The following is an 18,420-nucleotide window of genomic DNA, read 5'->3' on the forward strand; positions in this document are numbered from 1 at the left end:
AAATCAAAAGAAAAACGATGTTTATACACCGCTTTTTTCTATAATTATTTTGGAGGCAGAGAGCCGTCTTTTCTCATTTCTTTCACTACAGCTTGCATAATTGCATTAACTGTTTGTCCTAAATCTGTAACGTATTGTGATTCTGTAGTTCCTGTCCAGATTAATTTGTTTTGCTTTAATGAAAAAACGTTAGTTTCTACCATGTAAGAAGTAGTTTCCTGATAATAGCCTGGATCATAAAAGTTTGGAGAATACATTCCGTACCAGTTTCCAAAACCATATCCATACATTCCAGTATACATCCCGTCAAATCCTCCATAATACATTCCGGTGTAAGTGCCAGGAACATAATTAACTTCTTTTTCTTTGCTCACTAAACGCATACTGATTACTCCATCAAAGTTCTCATCTTGCAAAACCTTTAGTTTTTGTTCTTGCGTTAATTGAGAAGTTGCGTTTAAATATTGATATGAAGTTTTGAATATCGGATTGGCCGCTGCAATTCTGTTTTCTGTAATTCGTCTCGAGGCTTCATCCTTGACCAAAGCTACAACCAAAACCTTTTTGAATTGTTCCTGAGTGATTGTTACATCAGGATCTCTCCAGCTATTTACAATAGAAGTATTACTGCCACAACCTGTAAACGCCGCAATAGCGAAAAACAAAACGAAGTACTTTTTCATATTTTACAGTTATATTATTTTGTAATAAAAATAACAATAAAATGTTATAAATATATCATTTAGAGAAAATTAAATTTGCTTTTAATTATAAGCTTTTTTAATACGGTCCAAATCACGTTTGGTATCTTGTTCTTTTAGAGATTCACGTTTGTCATAGTTCTTTTTCCCTTTACAAAGCCCAATCTGTAGTTTGGCTAAACCTTTTTCGTTTGTAAAAAGTTTTAAAGGTATTATAGTTAAACCTTTTGCCTGAACATTTTTATGAAGTGTTTTTAATTCTTTTTTGTTTAAAAGTAGTTTTCTTTCACTTCTTGATTTATGATTGAATTGATTTCCAAAAGAATACTCTTCAATATAAGTATTAATGGCAAAAAGTTCCATTCCGCTAAACTCACAGAAGCTTTCGGTAATGTTTGCTTTCCCTAAACGTATAGATTTAATTTCTGTTCCCGCCAAAACAATTCCAGCAGTATAAGTGTCGATTATTTCATAATCGAATCGGGCTCTTTTGTTAAGTATGTTAACTGACTTTATCATGATTGCAAATGTAAGACAAAATTGAAAAAAAAATGAGGCAGTTAAAGGTAATTGAAGTTTTTTTTTTAATTCCATGATTTTAGTCAGTCTTAAGAAAAAAGCTTACTGCTAAGTTTGTCCAGTAATTAAAAAATAAAATAAAATAAAAAAGATTGTAACATTAGTGAGTATGGTATTAATCGGTTTAACTGCAAAAGCTCAAGATTCGTCTCAAGGATTAAAAGGCGCTTGGTTTGCAACTTCTCAATTTGGTTATCAACAGACTAAAAATGAAGGTAATAAAAATACAAATTTATCTGTAATTCCAGTTGTAGGTACATTTGTTACTCCGTCAGTTGCTGTTGGGGCAGGTATTGGATATATTAATATCAAAGCCGAGACAGACGCGGGTACAGCAGCAAAGACAGATTTAATTGTTGTTCAGCCTTTAATTAGAAAATATTGGAATATAGCAGGTTCGTTATATTTCTGCGGACAGGCAGCAATTCCTGTTATTACTGGAAAAGAGAAAGAAAGTGAGTTAAAAGTTAATCAAGTTGGATTATCAGTATCTGGAGGGTTAGATTATTTTGTTACTAAAAACTTCTCTGTAGAATTTTCTTATGATTTGGCTAATTTTACTTCTACAACACTTAAAGCTAAAGATGGGGAAAAAACAACAGTGACCAATTTTGGTTTAGCGCATGTAGCTAATGTTGACCCATTTTACAATACAGCATTAGCAGGAAGTAATCCAAACTTGACTTCTCCTGTTTCTGTTGGATTTAAATTCATATTCTAATTTATTCTTTATTTGATTAATGTAAAATTCTATTTAGTAATTTTGCGAAAAAAGAAGACCGTACTTTTTTGAAGTACGGTCTTTTTGATAGTATTTAAAAAGTATAAGATGCAAAATCAATCCAAAGATCCTTTACACGGAATCACACTTCAAAAAATTGTCGAAACTCTAGTCGATTATTATGGATTTGATACTTTAGGAGAATTAATCCCGATTAAATGTTTTAATTCAAATCCGAGTGTAAAATCAAGTCTTACTTTTTTAAGAAAAACAGATTGGGCTCGTAAAAAAGTAGAAGAACTTTATATTAAAACACTTCCTAAATTAAGCTGAGTTTTATAATTTATACGAAATCATTACACCTCCACGGTACGGAAGCCATTCTCCACTTTTATTCCAATGAGGTGCTTTTTCATATCTTCCAGGAGTTCCGTCGTTATAGTATCCTTTGTAAAATCCTTGGTGCCATCCGCCGCCAACAAAAAAGTCAAGTAAAAATTTATCACTTAGTTTTAAATTGTAACCAACTGTAGCTCCAATTCTATAGCCAAAACCATCTTCGTACTTATTAGTATCCCAATAATTCCATTTTTGTAATTTATATTTATCGGCACCAATATGAGCTCCAGCATAAAAGCCATTGTACTTTTCTTTAAAATGATAACGAATCTCAGGAGTAACAGTGACAAATTTCATCGGGTTATTTCCGTTAAAGGATTCCCAGAAAGAAGCCATTACATCAGCACTAAAAGTGGTTTTTTCTCCAATACTGGTTTCTATTCCAATATTTGGGACTAATATTAGAGCAGTTGCTCCGTTAAATTTTACAAATGTCTGGCTTTGTAATTGGGTACAAAATAAAAGAACAAGTAGGGCGGATATTTTTTTCATAAATATTGTTTGGAATTCAAAAACAGCTGTTTGCTAATTTTGAGCGCAAATATAAAGTATAATGCTTAAGAATTATTATCTATAATGATGTTTTAACAAGTATAAAGTGTTATTTTTCTAATAATGAATAAATTACCTTGTCTAAAAATTTTCCGTCCCAAAATTCTACTTCTCTCAGATGTGCTTCTTTAACAAAACCGCATTTTTGCAATACCTTTTCTGATGCATAATTTTCGGGATCAATTACGGCTTCTATCGAATGCAATTTTAAGTCTTCAAAACCAAATGTTATTAACCGATTTACAGCTTCTGGGACAATTCCTTTTCCATGATGATTAGGAGAAAGGATATAGCCTATTTCAGCACGATAATTTTCGGGTTGCATTCTGTAAAACCCTACGATTCCAAGTAATTTTGAATCATCCTTAAATCTAATTCCCCAATTTATTCCAATATTGGTGTCGATTTTTTCATCAATCATTCTGATATGTTCGAGAGCGTCTTCGTGATCTTTTACCAATGGTCTTGGTATATATTTCATTGTTTCAGGATTAGAGCGCAATTCAAAAACTTCTTGAACGTCTTTATCTGTAACTCGATCTAAAATTAAACGCTCAGTTTCTATTATTGGAAATGGAGTAAAGTTAAAATCTAACATTTTGTTTTGTTATAACGTAGTAATACTAAATTTTGCGGAGAATTCTTTCTTTTCATCCAAGATCAAAATTCCTTCTTTTTCATATAAATTGCCTGAATTTCCATCAGTATCAGAATAACCAAGCCAAGGTTCGATGCATACAAAAGGTGCATTTTCTTTTGTCCAAATCCCTAAACTTGGAAAATCGTTAAAAGCAACTTTTACATAAGGTTTTGAGTTATAAAGAATAGTTAAAGATTTTGATTCTAATGTTTTGAAAATTAAAGCATCATTTTTGAAGAGCTCATAATTTAAAGGAACCAAATGGTTTTTTGTTTCTAAAATTTTAGTTTTAGAAGAAATCAAATCGTTTTCAAGAAGGTAATATTTTAAATTCTCGTCTTTTTCAAATTGGAATGCATAATTTTCAAAATTTCCTTGAAGCGCAATTGCAGGATGCGCTCCAATTGAAAAAGGCATTTTTTCTTTTCCTTTATTAATTACTTTATATTCAAGCTCCAAAGAATTTTTATTAAGCGTATAAATAAGTTGCAGTTCAAATTCAAAAGGATATTTCTGCAATGTTTCTTCTGAAGATTTAAGAGAAAAAACAGCTTTACTTTCAGTTTTTTCGATCAATTCAAAATCCATGTCACGAGCAAATCCGTGTCGAGGCAAATGGTATTCTTTTTCATTGATTGTATAGGTGTTGTTTTTTAAAGTTCCTACAATCGGAAAAAGTACTGGCGAATGCTTACCCCAAAAATCTGGATTCCCTTCCCATATGTATTCATTGTTTTGATTGTCTTTTATAGAAAATAATTCGGCTCCAGCATGTTTTATGGAAGCTTTTAGTGTTGAATTTGAGATTGTTGTCGTCACAGTTGTTAAATGTAAAGTGGATGTCTTTTATAGAGATGTAAATATATTTTATAAATTTTAGTTTTTTAAGAAAAAGGCTTAAATTATTTTATTGATAAAATTATGCTAAAATTAAATTTATGTTTTGAAATTTCTCTGTAAATAGCTTTTTTTTTCATTAATTTGCTACATAAACAGCTAAAAAATATGAAAAAGCAATCTGCAAAAGCCATTTTAACCGCGGCTTTATTTTTTGGGATTTCTTCAGTATGGGCGCAGCAAACTTCGTCAGCACCAGCAGCAAATCCAGTAAACAATTACAATTATCATGATGCCTTTGGACCTCATTTTTACACTAAAAATGGTACTTCAACCCGCACTGCAAGCGGTGAACCAGGAGTAGAGTACTGGCAGAATAGAGCCGATTATCAGATTACGGCAAAATTAAATGCAACTACAAACGAGATTGTAGGAACAGATGAAATCACTTATACTAATAATAGTCCAGAAAAATTATCATTTCTTTGGCTGAATTTAGATCAGAACTTATTTAAAGACGATTCTAGAGGAAATGCTGTTGTGCCTTTAACAGGAAGCCGTAACGGAGCTCAAGGACAAGTTTTTGATGGCGGAAATAAAATTAAATCTGTTAAGATAATTTCTGGAGGAAAAAACAAGACAGAAGTTGATGCTAAATATATAGTTACAGATACCAGAATGCAGATTTTTCTTCCTCAAGCATTGGCTTCAAAAGGAGGTTCTGTAAAGGTTAAAATTGAATTCTCATTTATTGCGCCTTTTGAAGGATCAGACAGAATGGGAGTTCTAGAAACAAAAAACGGAAAAATATTTACAATTGCGCAGTGGTACCCACGTATGTGTGTGTACGATGATGTGCGAGGTTGGAATACAGCTCCATATTTAGGTGCTTCTGAATTTTATTTAGAGTATGGTGATTTTGATGTAAAACTTACAGTTCCAGGAAATCATTATGTTGTAGCTTCTGGAGAATTGTTAAATGGTCAGGAAGTATTTTCTGCTGAGCAATTAAAAAGATATAAAGATGCTGCAAACAGTGATAAAACAGTAACAATTCGTTCTGAGCAAGAGGTTAATGCAACAGCAAATAGTAACTCAGGAACAGAAAAAACATGGCATTATAAAATTAAAAATGCGCGTGATTTTTCTTGGGCGTCGTCTCCAGCTTTCATCTTAGATGGAGCAAAAATTAACCTTCCAAGCGGTAAAAAATCATTGGCATTATCTGCTTATCCTGTTGAAAGTGCAGGTCAAGGCGCTTATGGGCGTTCTACAGAATATGTAAAAGCGTCAATTGAGCATTATTCTAAACAATGGTTTGAATATCCTTATCCAGCAGCTACAAACGTTGCGGGAAATGAAGGAGGAATGGAATACCCAGGAATTGTTTTCTGTGGATGGAAATCTAAAGGACAAGATCTTTGGGGAGTAACAGATCATGAATTTGGGCATATTTGGTTCCCAATGATTGTGGGGTCAAACGAAAGATTATTTGCTTGGATGGATGAAGGATTTAATACATTCATAAATTCTTTAAGTACTGCTGCATTTAACAATGGTGAATATAAAGAAGAACCAACAAATTTGCATGATATGGCAGAACCGTTTACTAGACCTGATTTAGAAACGATTATGAGTTCTCCTGATAACATGAAAGAAGCTAATATTGGTATGTTATGCTACTTTAAACCAAGCGCAGGTTTAGTGATTTTAAGAGAGCAAATTTTAGGAAAAGAACGTTTTGATACTGCTTTTAGAACTTATATTCAGCGTTGGGCATACAAACATCCGCAGCCAGATGATTTCTTTAGATCTATGGAAAATGTGGCAGGAGAAGACTTAAGCTGGTTCTGGAGAAGCTGGTACGTAAACAACTGGCGTTTTGATCAAGGCGTTAATTCAGTAAAATATGTAAAAAATGATCCTGCAAAAGGTGCTGTAATCACAGTTGAAAATTTTGATAAAATGCCAATGCCAATTGTTTTAGATGTGAAAACAAAAAACGGAAAAGTGACAAGAGTTAATTTACCAGTAGAAATTTGGCAAAGAAATAATTCTTGGTCTTTCAAACATAATTCGACTGAGGAAATCGAAAGTATTACTTTAGATCCAGATCATGCTTTTCCAGACAATAATACGTCTAATAATGTTTGGACAGCGGGAAAAGGTAAGATAGAAAAAGATCTTATTTTAGATCCTTTTGTTGGTAACTATGTTACGTCAAAATCGCCTTTGACAATTGAATTGACAGAGAAAAATAGTGTTTTAAATGCAGAACTTCCAAACTATCCTAAGTTTGCATTAGAGCCTGTTGCAAACGAAAAAGATACTTTTGAATCTGCGAGAGCTGGTTTGAAACTTAAATTTAACGATGCTAAAAACGGTTTCGATTTGATACTTTCAAACGGTCAAATAATACCTTTTACTAGAAAGTAATTTAGAAATAATAAAAAGAATTTTAAAGCCCGATAGTTATTTTAACTGTCGGGTTTTTTCTTTTGTCTTAAGTTTCAGGTTTCGGGTTCATTCAAGTTAAAAAGTAAAGTCTTGGAACCTCAGTACCTTAATATCTTTAAAAAACACAAAACGTAAAAAAAATGTTAGAAATTTAATTTTTTGTTTTGTGAATAAAAAAAAGATGTACTTTTGCACCGATGAATAAAATAAGTTTACATATAACTTCTTTGTCACGGACAAACTCACCGATTACTTCTCCCGAAGTACGGACACTAGCTCTATAGTGTTCACTGAGTTTTATAGCCGTATATTTATTCATACCCATTTTTCATTTTGAAATCACATAATTTGTCCATTGGACAAACATATCCTAAAAGTATTTATTATTTTGTAAATTTTCTTAATCAATGTTTTGATTTTGAAGGTGTTACTTCTTTTTTGCTTAATTTTATTGGATTCAATTCTGGATTTCAAACGAATCAATATGCTTTAATTTTTAACTCTAACTTCAATAATTGAAATGAAGATCTCTATTGTTGTTACCCAGGAAGAACACTTCAAATATGCGCAAGAAATCTGCGATACGATAGAATCGTCTGCCTTATTAAGAGGTACGGGGATTGCTAAAAGAACTCCTGAGTACATTCAGAAAAAAATGGCAAACGGTGATGCAATGATTGCTTTGGCTGATGGAAAGTTTGCAGGTTTTTGTTACATAGAAAGCTGGCAGCACGGAAAATTTGTTGCGCATTCTGGATTAATTGTACATCCAGATTATAGAAGTCATGGTTTGGCAAAAAAGATAAAATCGAAAGTTTTTGATTATTCTTTGAAAAGATTTCCAGACGCTAAAATATTTGGAATTACAACAGGTTTGGCTGTAATGAAGATAAATTCTGAACTAGGTTATAAACCAGTTCCTTTCTCAGAATTGACAACTGATCCTAGCTTCTGGGCTGGCTGTAAAACTTGTACTAACTTCCCGATTTTACAAAGCAAAGAAAACAAAATGTGCCTTTGTACAGGAATGTTGTACGATCCAAAAGAAAAACAAAAAACACCACCAAGACATCCTTTTAACGAGGCTGTTTTAAACAGACTTAAAAAAATTAAACAAGCTTTATTCTTGAATAAAATATTGGCATTGTTTGTTTAAGTCAAATTAATTAGAAAAAATCTCAAACTGCTACATACGAAAGTATTAGCCTAAATTATAAAAAATGAAAAAAGTAGTATTAGCTTATAGCGGAGGATTAGATACCTCGTATTGTTTGAAATATTTAAAAAATGAAAAAGGATACGAAGTTCACACTGTTCTTGTAGACACAGGAGGATTTTCTGCTGAAGAATTAACAGCTATTGAAAAAAGAGCTTACGAGTTAGGAAGTGCGCAACACGCAAACCTTACAATCTTAGACAAATATTACGATAAAGCTATCAAATACTTGATTTTCGGAAACGTATTAAAAAACAATACTTATCCATTATCAGTAAGTGCAGAGCGTGTTTTTCAAGCAATTGAAGCTATAAAATATGCTAAAAAAGTAGGAGCAACTGCAATCGCTCACGGAAGTACTGGTGCAGGAAACGACCAAATTCGTTTTGATTTGATTTTCCAAACTATTGCTCCAGAAATCGAAATTATTACTCCAATTAGAGATTTAAAATTATCAAGACAAGAAGAAGTTGATTATTTGGCTCAAAACGGAGTTCATTATTCTTGGGAAAAAGCGCAATATTCTATCAATAAAGGACTTTGGGGAACAAGTGTTGGAGGAAAAGAAACTTTAACTTCAAGTCAGCCATTGCCAAGTGAAGCTTATCCTTCGCAATTGCAAAAAGAAGGCGAAGAAAAAGTAACGCTTCATTTTGAACAAGGAGAATTAGTTGGCTTAAACGGAAAAACAGATAAACCGTCAAATAATATTGTGGCTCTTGAAAAACTGGCAAGTGCTTACGCAATTGGTAGAGATATTCACGTTGGGGATACTATCATCGGAATTAAAGGAAGAGTTGGTTTTGAAGCTGCTGCGCCGTTAATTATCATCAAAGCGCACCATTTATTAGAGAAACACACTCTTGGAAAATGGCAACAATACTGGAAAGAACAATTAGGAAATTGGTACGGAATGTTATTCCACGAAGGACAATTCTTGGATCCGGTTATGAGAAACATTGAAACTTTCTTGCAAGACACTCAAAAAACTGTGAATGGAACGGTTACAGTTTCATTAAAACCATACCATTTCTCATTGGACGGAATCGAATCTGAAAATGATTTAATGAATACAGGTTTCGGTCAATATGGTGAAATGAACAATGCTTGGACATCAGACGATGCAAAAGGATTTATCAAGATTTTAGGAAATGCACAAAACATATTCTCATCTGTAAACAAATTAGATCATGATTAATGTCGGAATTATTGGTGGTTCGGGCTACACGGCTGGAGAACTCATCAGAATTTTAATGTATCATCCAAAAGTAAACATTGATTTTGTTTACAGTACAACAAACGCTGGAAAACCGCTTTCTGTAGCGCACCACGATTTGATGGGCGATATCGAAATGAATTTCACAGCCGAAATCAATCCGAATGTGAATGTTGTTTTCTTGTGTTTAGGTCACGGAAAATCGATTTCATTTTTGAAAGAAAATCAGTTTGCAAGTCATACTAAGATTATTGATTTAGGAAATGATTTCAGACTGAATAAAGATGCTCATTTCGAAGGAAAAGACTTTGTTTACGGATTGCCTGAAATCAATAAAGCTGAAATCAAAAAAGCAAATTATATCGCAAATCCGGGTTGTTTCGCAACGGCTATTCAGTTGGCTTTATTGCCTTTAGCAAAACATAATTTGCTGAATAATGATGTTCATATCAATGCAACAACAGGAAGTACAGGAGCAGGAGTAGGTCTTTCAGAAACTTCTCATTTCAGTTGGAGAAACAATAATATGTCACATTACAAAGCTTTTGAACACCAGCATTTAGGTGAAATTTCAGAAAGTTTGGTGCAATTGCAGGATGATTTTGATAGCGAATTGCTTTTTATTCCGAACAGAGGAGATTTTCCAAGGGGAATTTTTGCAACCTTATATACAGTTTGCGATGATAGTTTGGAGCAATTGGTTGCTAAATACGAAGAATTCTATAAAAACGAGCCTTTCGTAACCGTTACTACAACCAACATCAACATGAAACAAGTGGTGCAAACGAATAAATGTATTATTAGTTTATTGAAAAAAGGAAACCGGGTTCTCATAACATCAATTATCGATAACTTAACCAAAGGTGCTTCAGGACAAGCGATTCAAAATATGAATTTAATGTTCGGATTAGAAGAAACCACAGGTTTACATTTGAAACCAAGCGGATTTTAATAATAGTTGATTGTTGTTGGTTTATAGTTTATGGAAACATCAAGTTTAAACTATCAACCATCAACCATCAACCAAAAACTAAAAAAGATGAACTTATTCAACGTTTACCCATTATACGACATAACTCCAGTAAAAGCAGTAGATTGTACAATTATTGACGATAAAGGAGTAGAATATTTAGATTTATACAGCGGACACGGTGTGATTTCTATCGGACACACACAGCCAGATTATGTAGCAAAACTTAAAAATCAAATCGATCATTTAGGTTTTTATTCAAATGCGATTCAGAATCCTTTGCAGGTTGAATTGGCACAGAAATTAGGAAAACTTTCTGGTCTTGAAGATTACGAATTGTTTTTATGCAGTTCTGGAGCTGAAGCAAACGAAAATGCTTTAAAATTAGCTTCTTTCCATAACGGAAAATCAAGAGTTGTCGCTTTTGATAATTCTTTCCACGGAAGAACTTCTGCAGCGGTTGCGGTTACAGACAATAAAAAGATTGTTGCGCCAATTAATGCACAGCAAGAAGTTACTTTTTTACCTTTAAACCAAATCGAATTGGTTGAAGCTGAATTAGCTAAAGGAGATGTTACAGCAGTAATTATAGAAGGAATTCAAGGAGTTGGAGGTTTAGACCAAGGAACAACTGAATTTTTTCAGGCTTTAGAAAAAGCATGTAAAAAACACGATGTTGTTTTGATTTTAGATGAAGTACAATCTGGATACGGAAGAAGCGGGAAATTCTTTGCTTTCCAACACCACGGAATCAATGCTGATATCATTTCAGTTGCAAAAGGAATGGGGAATGGATTTCCTGTTGGAGCGATTTTAATCTCTCCAAAATTCGAAGCAAGTTTCGGATTATTAGGAACAACTTTCGGCGGAAGCCATTTGTCTTGTGCAGCCGGAATTGCAGTTTTAGATGTAATTGAAAAACTAGATTTACAAAAGAATGTAAATGAAGTTTATGAATATTTCTTAGAAAAAATCAAAGAAGTTCCAGGAATCAAACAAGTAAAAGGAAAAGGATTAATGCTTGGAGTAGAGTTTGATTTTGATGTAGCAGCTTTAAGAAAGAAATTAATTATTGAAAAACACATTTTTACAGGTAGTGCAAACAATAAAAATTTATTAAGAATTTTACCGCCTTTGACTGTGAAAAAAGCAGATATAGATACGTTTGTAAAAGCTTTAAAAGAAAGTTTAGAAGAATTAAAAAACTAAACATAATACTATTATCCTAGCAGGTTTCCAAAACCTGTTAGGTATTAATAAGTTTCTATAAAAAGAAACAACCAAAAAATAACCAACCCACTTGAAATTATGAAACCATTATCAATTGAAACACGCAATGCGGTTTTGCGGACTATGGCAAAGCTGGTTGAGCAGGAGCGGAATGAGATAATCCTAACCAATCAGGAAGATCTCGCTGATTATGACGGCTCAGATTTAGCGATGGAAGAACGCTTAAAAGTAGATGATAAAAAAGTCGACGAGATGATTTTATCATTAAATCAACTAGCATCTCAAGATGATCCCGTTGGTGTCGAGCGTTTTCATTTTACTCATGATAATGGAATAAAAGTGGTGAATAAAACAGCCGCTTTCGGAACGATTTTAATTATTTATGAATCTCGTCCAGATGTTACAATCGAAGCGGGCGGAATCGCTTTTAAATCCGGAAATAAGATTTTATTAAAAGGTGGAAAAGAATCATTAAAATCAAATTTGAAAATCGTAAGTCTTTGGCACAAAGCTTTAGAAGAAAACGGAGTTTCAAAAGAGTGGGTGGAATATTTGAATTACAACAGAACAGAAACTCAGGCTTTTTTAGAAAAACCAACTCAAAAAGTTGATTTAATAGTTCCAAGAGGCGGAGAAAAACTAATTGAATTTGTAAAAGCGCATGCCACTTGTCCTGTAATCGTAAGCGGACGAGGAAATAATTTTGTTTACGTTCATGAAGATGCAGATACAGATTTGGCTTTAAAAGTAATTTTAAATGCTAAAACAGCTAAAATTTCGGCTTGTAATGCACTAGATAAAGTTTTGATCAGTTCTAAGCTTCCAAATTTTGAAGGTTTTACAGCAATGTTAATCGAAGCTTTAGTAGAATCAAAAGTGGAAGTTATTGTAGATAAATCATTAGCAAATTTCGAAAATACTAAAACACTTCAAAATGAAGATATTTGGTACGAAGAGTTTTTAGATTATAAAATCGTAATTGGAACCATTGATTCTCAAGATCACGCCATTGATATGATTAATAAATACTGCGGAGGACATTCTGCAGCAATTATTACCAGAGATGACGAAACCGCACAGCAGTTTATGGAATCAATTGATGCCGCAGCAGTTTACCAAAATGCTTCAACCCGTTTTACAGACGGCGGACAATTCGGTTTAGGTGGAGAATTAGCGATAAGTACTGATAAACTTCACCAACGTGGTCCAATTGGTTTACAGCATTTAGTAACCAATAAATGGTACGTTTACGGAGAAGGACAGATTAGGTAATTGAGATAATATGAAAATTGAGGCAATTAGATAATTAATAATTAGAATTTAAGATTTGGTTTGCAACGAATTACACTAATTCACACAAATTATTTTTTAATAAGATGCTGAATAAATTAGCGTCAATTTGTGTAATTCGTGGCAAAAAAAAAACATAAAAACTTAGTGCCTTAGCGCCTTCGTGGCAAAAACAAAAGACATGGCAAAAAAACGGATTTTATTAAAAATAGGAAGTAATACTTTAACCAAAGAAACCAATCATATTTCGCGGGGAAAGATTGAAGACCTAGGAGTACAGATTGCAGCTTTAAATGACGAATACGAATTTATCATAGTAAGTTCAGGAGCAATTGCAGCTGCAAAGCAATTTGTAAAGTTGGACAATCAAGATAAAGATGTTTTTGTGAAACAGGCTTTAGCTTCAATCGGACAGCCGCATTTAATGCGGATTTACAATGAAAATTTTAAGGATTTAGGCTTAAATACTTCGCAGTGTTTACTTTCTTATTCTGATTTCGAAAAAGAACAGACCAAAAAAAACATTGTAAATACGATTAATGTATTGGTCAAAAATAATTACATTCCGATTATCAATGAAAATGATACCGTTGCCACAGATGAGATTCGGTTTGGAGATAATGACAAATTAGCGGCTTTAACTGCGGTATTACTAAATGTTGATATTTTGATAATTGCAACCAACACAAACGGAATTTACACGAAAGAATCAATTCATGATGAAGTTCCAGAAACAATTAAATTGGTAAATGATTTAAAAACGCTAGAAAAAGAAATCGGAGAATCAAAATCATCACATGGAACAGGAGGGATGCAGTCTAAAATAGAAGCGGCTGCAATTTCAAAAGCAGCCAACATCGAAACCTGGATTGTAAATGGATTGAATGATAATTTTATTTTAAAGGCGTTGAAGGATGAGATTCCTTTTACGAAAATCGTTTAACTGTTTAATCGTTAATTCGGTTAATCGATTAGAAAATGAACATAAAAAAGCAAAAGGATAAAGTTAGATTTGTTTAAGCAACAAAACAATTAAACAAATCAACGATTAACCGATTAAACAAAAAAACAAATGAACTATATTTCAATAAAAGACATCAACTCATTATCAAAATGGGTAAAACAAGCGATTAAAATCAAAAAGAATCCGCTTAAAAATCAGAGTTTAGGAAAGAATAAAACTCTTGGAATGTTATTCTTTAATCCGAGTTTGAGAACGCGTTTAAGTACTCAAAAAGCGGCAATGAACTTAGGAATGAACGTTATGGTAATGAACTTTACCAATGAAGGATGGACATTGGAGTTCGAAGATGGAGCAGTTATGAATTCTGGCGCTTCAGAACATATTAAAGAAGCTGCAGAAGTAGTTTCGCAATATTGTGATATTATTGCCATTCGTGCTTTTGCAGGTTTGGTTGATAAAGAAAAAGATTATCAGGAAACTGTAATTTCAGGATTCTTGAAATATGCTACAGTGCCAATTGTAAATATGGAAAGCGCTATTCGTCACCCATTACAATCGTTGGCAGATGCAATTACAATGGAAGAATTCAAACCTAGACACAAAAACAAACCAAAAGTGGTTCTTTCTTGGGCGCCGCATCCAAAAGCGTTGCCTCAAGCAGTTGCCAATTCATTCGTAGAAATGATGCAAATGCAAAAGGATATGGATTTTGTAATCACGCACCCAGAAGGTTATGAGCTAAGTCCAGAAATCACAAAAGACTGTACAATCGAGTACGATCAAGATAAAGCTTTCGAAAATGCTGATTTCGTTTACGTAAAAAACTGGAGTAATTTCAACGATTACGGAAAAGTAACCAACAGCGATCCAAATTGGACGGTTACAGCCGAGAAAATGGCTTTAACCAACAACGGAAAATTTATGCACTGTCTTCCAGTTCGTCGTAACGTAATTGTAAGCGACGAAGTTTTAGATGGAGAAAATTCAATCGTAATCGAGCAGGCAAATAATAGAACCTATTCAGCACAATTAGTTTTACAAAAGATTCTTAAGAAAATATAATTTTTGAAGTTGCTAAGATTCTAAGCTACTAAGATGCTAAGAAACTTTGCGCAGAAAAAAACTTAGTATCTTAGAATCTCAGAACCTTAGAATCTTATGAAGAAAGTTACCGTAATAAAAATAGGTGGAAACATCATCGACAATCCAGCAGAATTAGAACAATTTATAACCGATTTTTCTAAAATTGAAGGCTATAAAGTTTTAGTTCATGGCGGTGGAAAATCGGCTACAAAAATGGCTCAGAGTATTGGATTAGTTCCACAAATGATTGATGGACGCCGAATTACAGATGCTCCAATGCTTGATGTTGTCGTGATGATTTATGCAGGACAAATCAATAAACATATTGTGGCGCAATTGCAGGCAAAAGATAATAACGCAATTGGTTTTTCTGGAGCTGACGGAAATTTAATTCAGTCAATAAAAAGAAATCACCCAACAATCGATTACGGATTTGTAGGCGATGTAAAACAAGTCAACACCAAATTACTCGCAACTTTATTAGAAGCTGGAGTTGTTCCCGTTTTTTGTGCGATTACACACGACAAAAACGGACAATTATTAAACACCAATGCTGATACTATTGCGAGCGAATTATCAATCGCTTTATCGGAAGTTTTTGATGTTACGCTGACTTATTGTTTTGAAAAAAAGGGTGTTTTAATGGACTCAGAGGATGATTCATCTGTAATAACCCAAATCAATGAAACATTATACAATAAACTAAAAGAGGAAAAAGTAATCCATTCCGGAATGATTCCAAAATTGGATAACTGTTTTAATAGTTTATCAAGAGGTGTGCAGAAAATCAAAATTGGCCATCACAAAATGCTACAAAATTCAGATATTCCGCATACAACGATTACGTTGTAAAGATATAGCCACGAATTACACGAATTGACACTAATTTTTTTCTGCTTAAAAAAGAGAAAATAATTTTAAACAGATATGAAAAAGTTTATTTTGATTTTTAATCTGTGACAAAAAAATAATTTGTGAAAATTCGTGCAATTAGTGGCAAAAAAATAGAGTAGTGCAGTACTTTTAAATATTAATTTAAGAAATTTGCGCAAATTAAAAATGTCGCTATTATTGATTTAAGAAAGTAAAATCTTAAAAAAAAACTTAGCGACTTAGCGCCTTTGCGGCAAGAGCACAACAAAATGAAAAATATAGATACGCTTACCCAGGAAGCAATTAGTTTATTAAAAAGCTTAATCGAAACCCCTTCATTTTCAAGTGAAGAAGATCAGACAGCTCTTTTAATCGAAAATTGGTTCAATCAGAATGAAATTCCATTCAAGAGAGAAAATAACAATGTGTGGGCTTTCAACAAATATTTCGACGAAAATAAACCAACACTTTTACTAAATTCACATCACGATACCGTTCGCCCAAATCAAGCGTATACCAACGATCCGTTTAAAGCAATTGAAAAAGACGGAAAACTATTTGGTTTAGGAAGTAATGATGCAGGAGGATGCCTGGTTTCATTATTGGCAACTTTTGTACATTTTTATGAAAATCAAAATCTTTCTCACAATATTGTAATTGTGGCTTCCGCCGAAGAAGAAAGCAGTGGGAAAAATGGTTTAAACAGTGTTTTAAAGCATTTGCCAGAATTAGACTGTGCAATTGTTGGAGAACCGACTTTAATGCAATTGGCAGTTGCAGAAAAAGGACTTTTAGTTTTAGATGTAAAAGTAAAAGGAACTGCAAGCCACGCCGCACACCAAAACGATGATAATGCATTATACAAATCGATTCCAGTAATGGAATGGTTTAAAAACTATAAATTCGACAAAATCTCAGATGTTTTAGGTCCTGTAAAAATGACTGTAACGCAAATCAATGCAGGAAAACAGCACAATGTTGTGCCATCAGAATGTGATTTGGTAGTTGATATTCGTGTAACAGACCGTTATACCAATGCTGAAATTTTGGAAGTGGTAAAAGCAAACGTAAATGCCGAAGTAACACCAAGATCAATGCACTTAAATTCATCGTCTATTCCAATCGAGCACGGTTTGGTTCAGGCAGGAATTGCTTTAGGAAGAACAACTTATGGTTCGCCAACACTTTCAGACCAATCGGTTTTAAGCTGTCAGTCTTTGAAACTTGGGCCAGGAGAAACATTGCGTTCGCATTCAGCAGACGAATTTATTTTTGTAAATGAAATTGTAGAAGGAGTCGACCTGTATATAAAAATACTAACGGGTTTCTTTAAATTATAATAATATCGAAGTCAAACCTAACAGGTTTTAAAAACCTGTTAGGTTTCTTCCGAAACATAAAATGACCTATGAAACTTTGGGAAAAAGGAATACCAACAGATAAACAAATTGAACAATTTACAGTTGGAAACGACCGTGAACTGGATTTAGTTTTAGCAAAATACGATGCATTAGGCTCAATTGCTCATGCTAAAATGCTTGGGCAGATTGGTTTGTTGACGCAGGAAGAAACAACCTCTTTAGTTGATGCTTTAAACGAAATCATTGCAGATATCGTAGTGGGTAATTTCGAAATCGAAGATAGTTTCGAAGATGTACATTCTAAAATTGAATATCTTCTAACTGTAAAATTAGGCGATGCAGGAAAGAAAATCCACACCGCGCGTTCTCGTAACGATCAGGTTCTAGTAGATGTTCATTTGTATTTAAAAGACGAGTTAAAAGCGATAAAAGAGCAGGTTAAAACGCTTTTTGACTTGCTGATGGAATCGGCGGAAAAACATCAAAATGTTTTATTGCCAGGATATACGCATTTGCAAATTGCAATGCCATCATCTTTCGGAATGTGGTTTTCTGCTTACGCCGAAAGTTTGATTGACGATATCACAATGTTGAATGCGGCTTCAAAAATTGTAGATCAGAATCCGTTAGGTTCTGCAGCAGGTTACGGAAGTTCTTTTCCAATCAACAGAACATTTACAACACAAGAATTAGGTTTTGAAACTTTAAAATACAATGCTGTTGCCGCACAAATGAGCCGCGGGAAAGCTGAGAAAACTGTTGCTTTTGCCATGACAAGTGTTGCAGGAACGTTATCAAAATTTGCAATGGACGTTTGTTTGTACATGAGCCAGAATTTTGATTTTATTGGTCTTCCGGCGCATCTTACAACAGGTTCGAGTATTATGCCTCATAAAAAGAACCCTGATGTTTTCGAATTAATCAGAGGAAAATGCAATAAGATTCAGGCGCTTCCTTACGAAATCACTTTAATCACAAATAATCTTCCAAGCGGATACCACAGAGATTTACAGCTTTTGAAAGAAGGTTTATTTCCAGCAATTCAGAACTTGAAAGCTTGTTTGGATATTGCAATCTTTTCTATAAAAGATATCATGGTAAAAGATCATATTTTAGAAGATAAGAAATACGATTATTTGTTTACTGTAGATACTTTAAACGAAATGGTAGTGGCTGGAATGCCGTTTAGAGATGCGTACAAAGCTGTTGCTGAACAATTGGAATCGGGAACATATAAATCTCCAAAAGCAACAAAACACACGCACGAAGGAAGTATCAATAATTTATGCTTAGATGCGATTAAAGATAAAATGAAGGCGGCTTTTTAGTTT

At 33.5% G+C, this 18,420-nt stretch carries 19 protein-coding genes; 13 read left to right on the top strand and 6 right to left on the bottom strand.

The genetic code is table 11. From position 1 onward, the window contains the following. Positions 1-44: 44 nt before the first annotated feature. Positions 45-683 (bottom strand): putative periplasmic lipoprotein, encoded by a 639-nt coding sequence (locus tag ACNRYB_RS13450; protein ID WP_473727547.1) that lies wholly within the window; start codon positions 681-683, stop codon positions 45-47. An 81-nt stretch (positions 684-764) separates the two neighbouring features. Further along, positions 765-1,220 (bottom strand): SsrA-binding protein SmpB, encoded by a 456-nt coding sequence (gene smpB / locus ACNRYB_RS13455; RefSeq protein WP_008463103.1) that lies wholly within the window; start codon positions 1,218-1,220, stop codon positions 765-767. A 169-nt stretch (positions 1,221-1,389) separates the two neighbouring features. On the opposite strand from smpB, the gene ACNRYB_RS13460 reads away from it, so the two are divergent. Next, a complete protein-coding gene (locus tag ACNRYB_RS13460; protein ID WP_242502523.1) occupies positions 1,390-2,001 on the top strand; it encodes a hypothetical protein in 612 nt (203 codons plus the stop codon). A gap of 108 nt (positions 2,002-2,109) precedes the next feature. Then, positions 2,110-2,334 (top strand): VF530 family protein, encoded by a 225-nt coding sequence (locus ACNRYB_RS13465; protein WP_111369699.1) that lies wholly within the window; start codon positions 2,110-2,112, stop codon positions 2,332-2,334. A 3-nt stretch (positions 2,335-2,337) separates the two neighbouring features. On the opposite strand, the gene ACNRYB_RS13470 is transcribed toward ACNRYB_RS13465, so the two are convergent. The 3 genes from ACNRYB_RS13470 to ACNRYB_RS13480 all read right to left on the bottom strand — a co-directional run bounded on the left by ACNRYB_RS13470 (position 2,338) and on the right by ACNRYB_RS13480 (position 4,411). After that, a complete protein-coding gene (locus tag ACNRYB_RS13470) occupies positions 2,338-2,892 on the bottom strand; it encodes a DUF3575 domain-containing protein (protein WP_129746924.1) in 555 nt (184 codons plus the stop codon). A 109-nt stretch (positions 2,893-3,001) separates the two neighbouring features. Beyond that, positions 3,002-3,550 (bottom strand): GNAT family N-acetyltransferase, encoded by a 549-nt coding sequence (locus ACNRYB_RS13475; RefSeq protein ID WP_129746923.1) that lies wholly within the window; start codon positions 3,548-3,550, stop codon positions 3,002-3,004. Between the two features lie 9 nt (positions 3,551-3,559). Beyond that, positions 3,560-4,411, bottom strand: a complete 852-nt coding sequence (locus ACNRYB_RS13480) for an aldose 1-epimerase family protein (protein ID WP_473727548.1) — start codon at positions 4,409-4,411, stop codon at positions 3,560-3,562. A gap of 186 nt (positions 4,412-4,597) precedes the next feature. On the opposite strand from ACNRYB_RS13480, the gene ACNRYB_RS13485 reads away from it, so the two are divergent. Then, positions 4,598-6,865, top strand: a complete 2,268-nt coding sequence (locus ACNRYB_RS13485; RefSeq protein ID WP_129746921.1) for a M1 family metallopeptidase — start codon at positions 4,598-4,600, stop codon at positions 6,863-6,865. Between the two features lie 172 nt (positions 6,866-7,037). Here the strand turns inward: ACNRYB_RS13485 and ACNRYB_RS13490 are convergent, their stop codons facing one another. Then, positions 7,038-7,205: a hypothetical protein gene (locus ACNRYB_RS13490; protein ID WP_165352442.1), complete on the bottom strand. Its 168-nt coding sequence runs from the start codon at positions 7,203-7,205 to the stop codon at positions 7,038-7,040. Between the two features lie 201 nt (positions 7,206-7,406). Here ACNRYB_RS13490 and ACNRYB_RS13495 point away from each other — a divergent pair, with 201 nt between their 5' ends. From ACNRYB_RS13495 to argH, 10 genes are all read left to right on the top strand, one after another. Beyond that, complete coding sequence (locus ACNRYB_RS13495) at positions 7,407-8,042, top strand: GNAT family N-acetyltransferase (protein ID WP_129746920.1); 636 nt, start codon at positions 7,407-7,409, stop codon at positions 8,040-8,042. A 64-nt stretch (positions 8,043-8,106) separates the two neighbouring features. Then, positions 8,107-9,300 (top strand): argininosuccinate synthase, encoded by a 1,194-nt coding sequence (locus tag ACNRYB_RS13500; RefSeq protein ID WP_073409232.1) that lies wholly within the window; start codon positions 8,107-8,109, stop codon positions 9,298-9,300. After that, positions 9,293-10,270, top strand: a complete 978-nt coding sequence (argC, locus tag ACNRYB_RS13505; protein ID WP_129746919.1) for an N-acetyl-gamma-glutamyl-phosphate reductase — start codon at positions 9,293-9,295, stop codon at positions 10,268-10,270. The genes ACNRYB_RS13500 and argC overlap by 8 nt, the downstream gene beginning before the upstream one ends. An 87-nt stretch (positions 10,271-10,357) precedes the next feature. Next, positions 10,358-11,497: an aspartate aminotransferase family protein gene (locus tag ACNRYB_RS13510; RefSeq protein WP_473727549.1), complete on the top strand. Its 1,140-nt coding sequence runs from the start codon at positions 10,358-10,360 to the stop codon at positions 11,495-11,497. 99 nt (positions 11,498-11,596) lie between these two features. Continuing rightward, positions 11,597-12,790: a glutamate-5-semialdehyde dehydrogenase gene (locus tag ACNRYB_RS13515; protein WP_473727550.1), complete on the top strand. Its 1,194-nt coding sequence runs from the start codon at positions 11,597-11,599 to the stop codon at positions 12,788-12,790. 199 nt (positions 12,791-12,989) lie between these two features. After that, positions 12,990-13,751, top strand: a complete 762-nt coding sequence (gene proB, locus ACNRYB_RS13520) for a glutamate 5-kinase (RefSeq protein ID WP_473727551.1) — start codon at positions 12,990-12,992, stop codon at positions 13,749-13,751. A 129-nt stretch (positions 13,752-13,880) separates the two neighbouring features. Next, positions 13,881-14,834 carry an N-acetylornithine carbamoyltransferase gene (locus ACNRYB_RS13525; protein WP_129746915.1) on the top strand — a complete coding sequence of 318 codons (954 nt, stop codon included), beginning with the start codon at positions 13,881-13,883 and terminating at the stop codon, positions 14,832-14,834. Positions 14,835-14,930: 96 nt separating this feature from the next. Further along, positions 14,931-15,707, top strand: a complete 777-nt coding sequence (gene argB, locus ACNRYB_RS13530; RefSeq protein WP_473727552.1) for an acetylglutamate kinase — start codon at positions 14,931-14,933, stop codon at positions 15,705-15,707. A 290-nt stretch (positions 15,708-15,997) separates the two neighbouring features. Further along, positions 15,998-17,068 (top strand): M20 family metallo-hydrolase, encoded by a 1,071-nt coding sequence (locus ACNRYB_RS13535; RefSeq protein ID WP_129746913.1) that lies wholly within the window; start codon positions 15,998-16,000, stop codon positions 17,066-17,068. A 68-nt stretch (positions 17,069-17,136) separates the two neighbouring features. Further along, positions 17,137-18,417: an argininosuccinate lyase gene (argH, locus tag ACNRYB_RS13540; RefSeq protein WP_473727553.1), complete on the top strand. Its 1,281-nt coding sequence runs from the start codon at positions 17,137-17,139 to the stop codon at positions 18,415-18,417. Positions 18,418-18,420 lie beyond the last annotated feature (3 nt).

Source organism: Flavobacterium sp. CR10 (assembly GCF_055814415.1).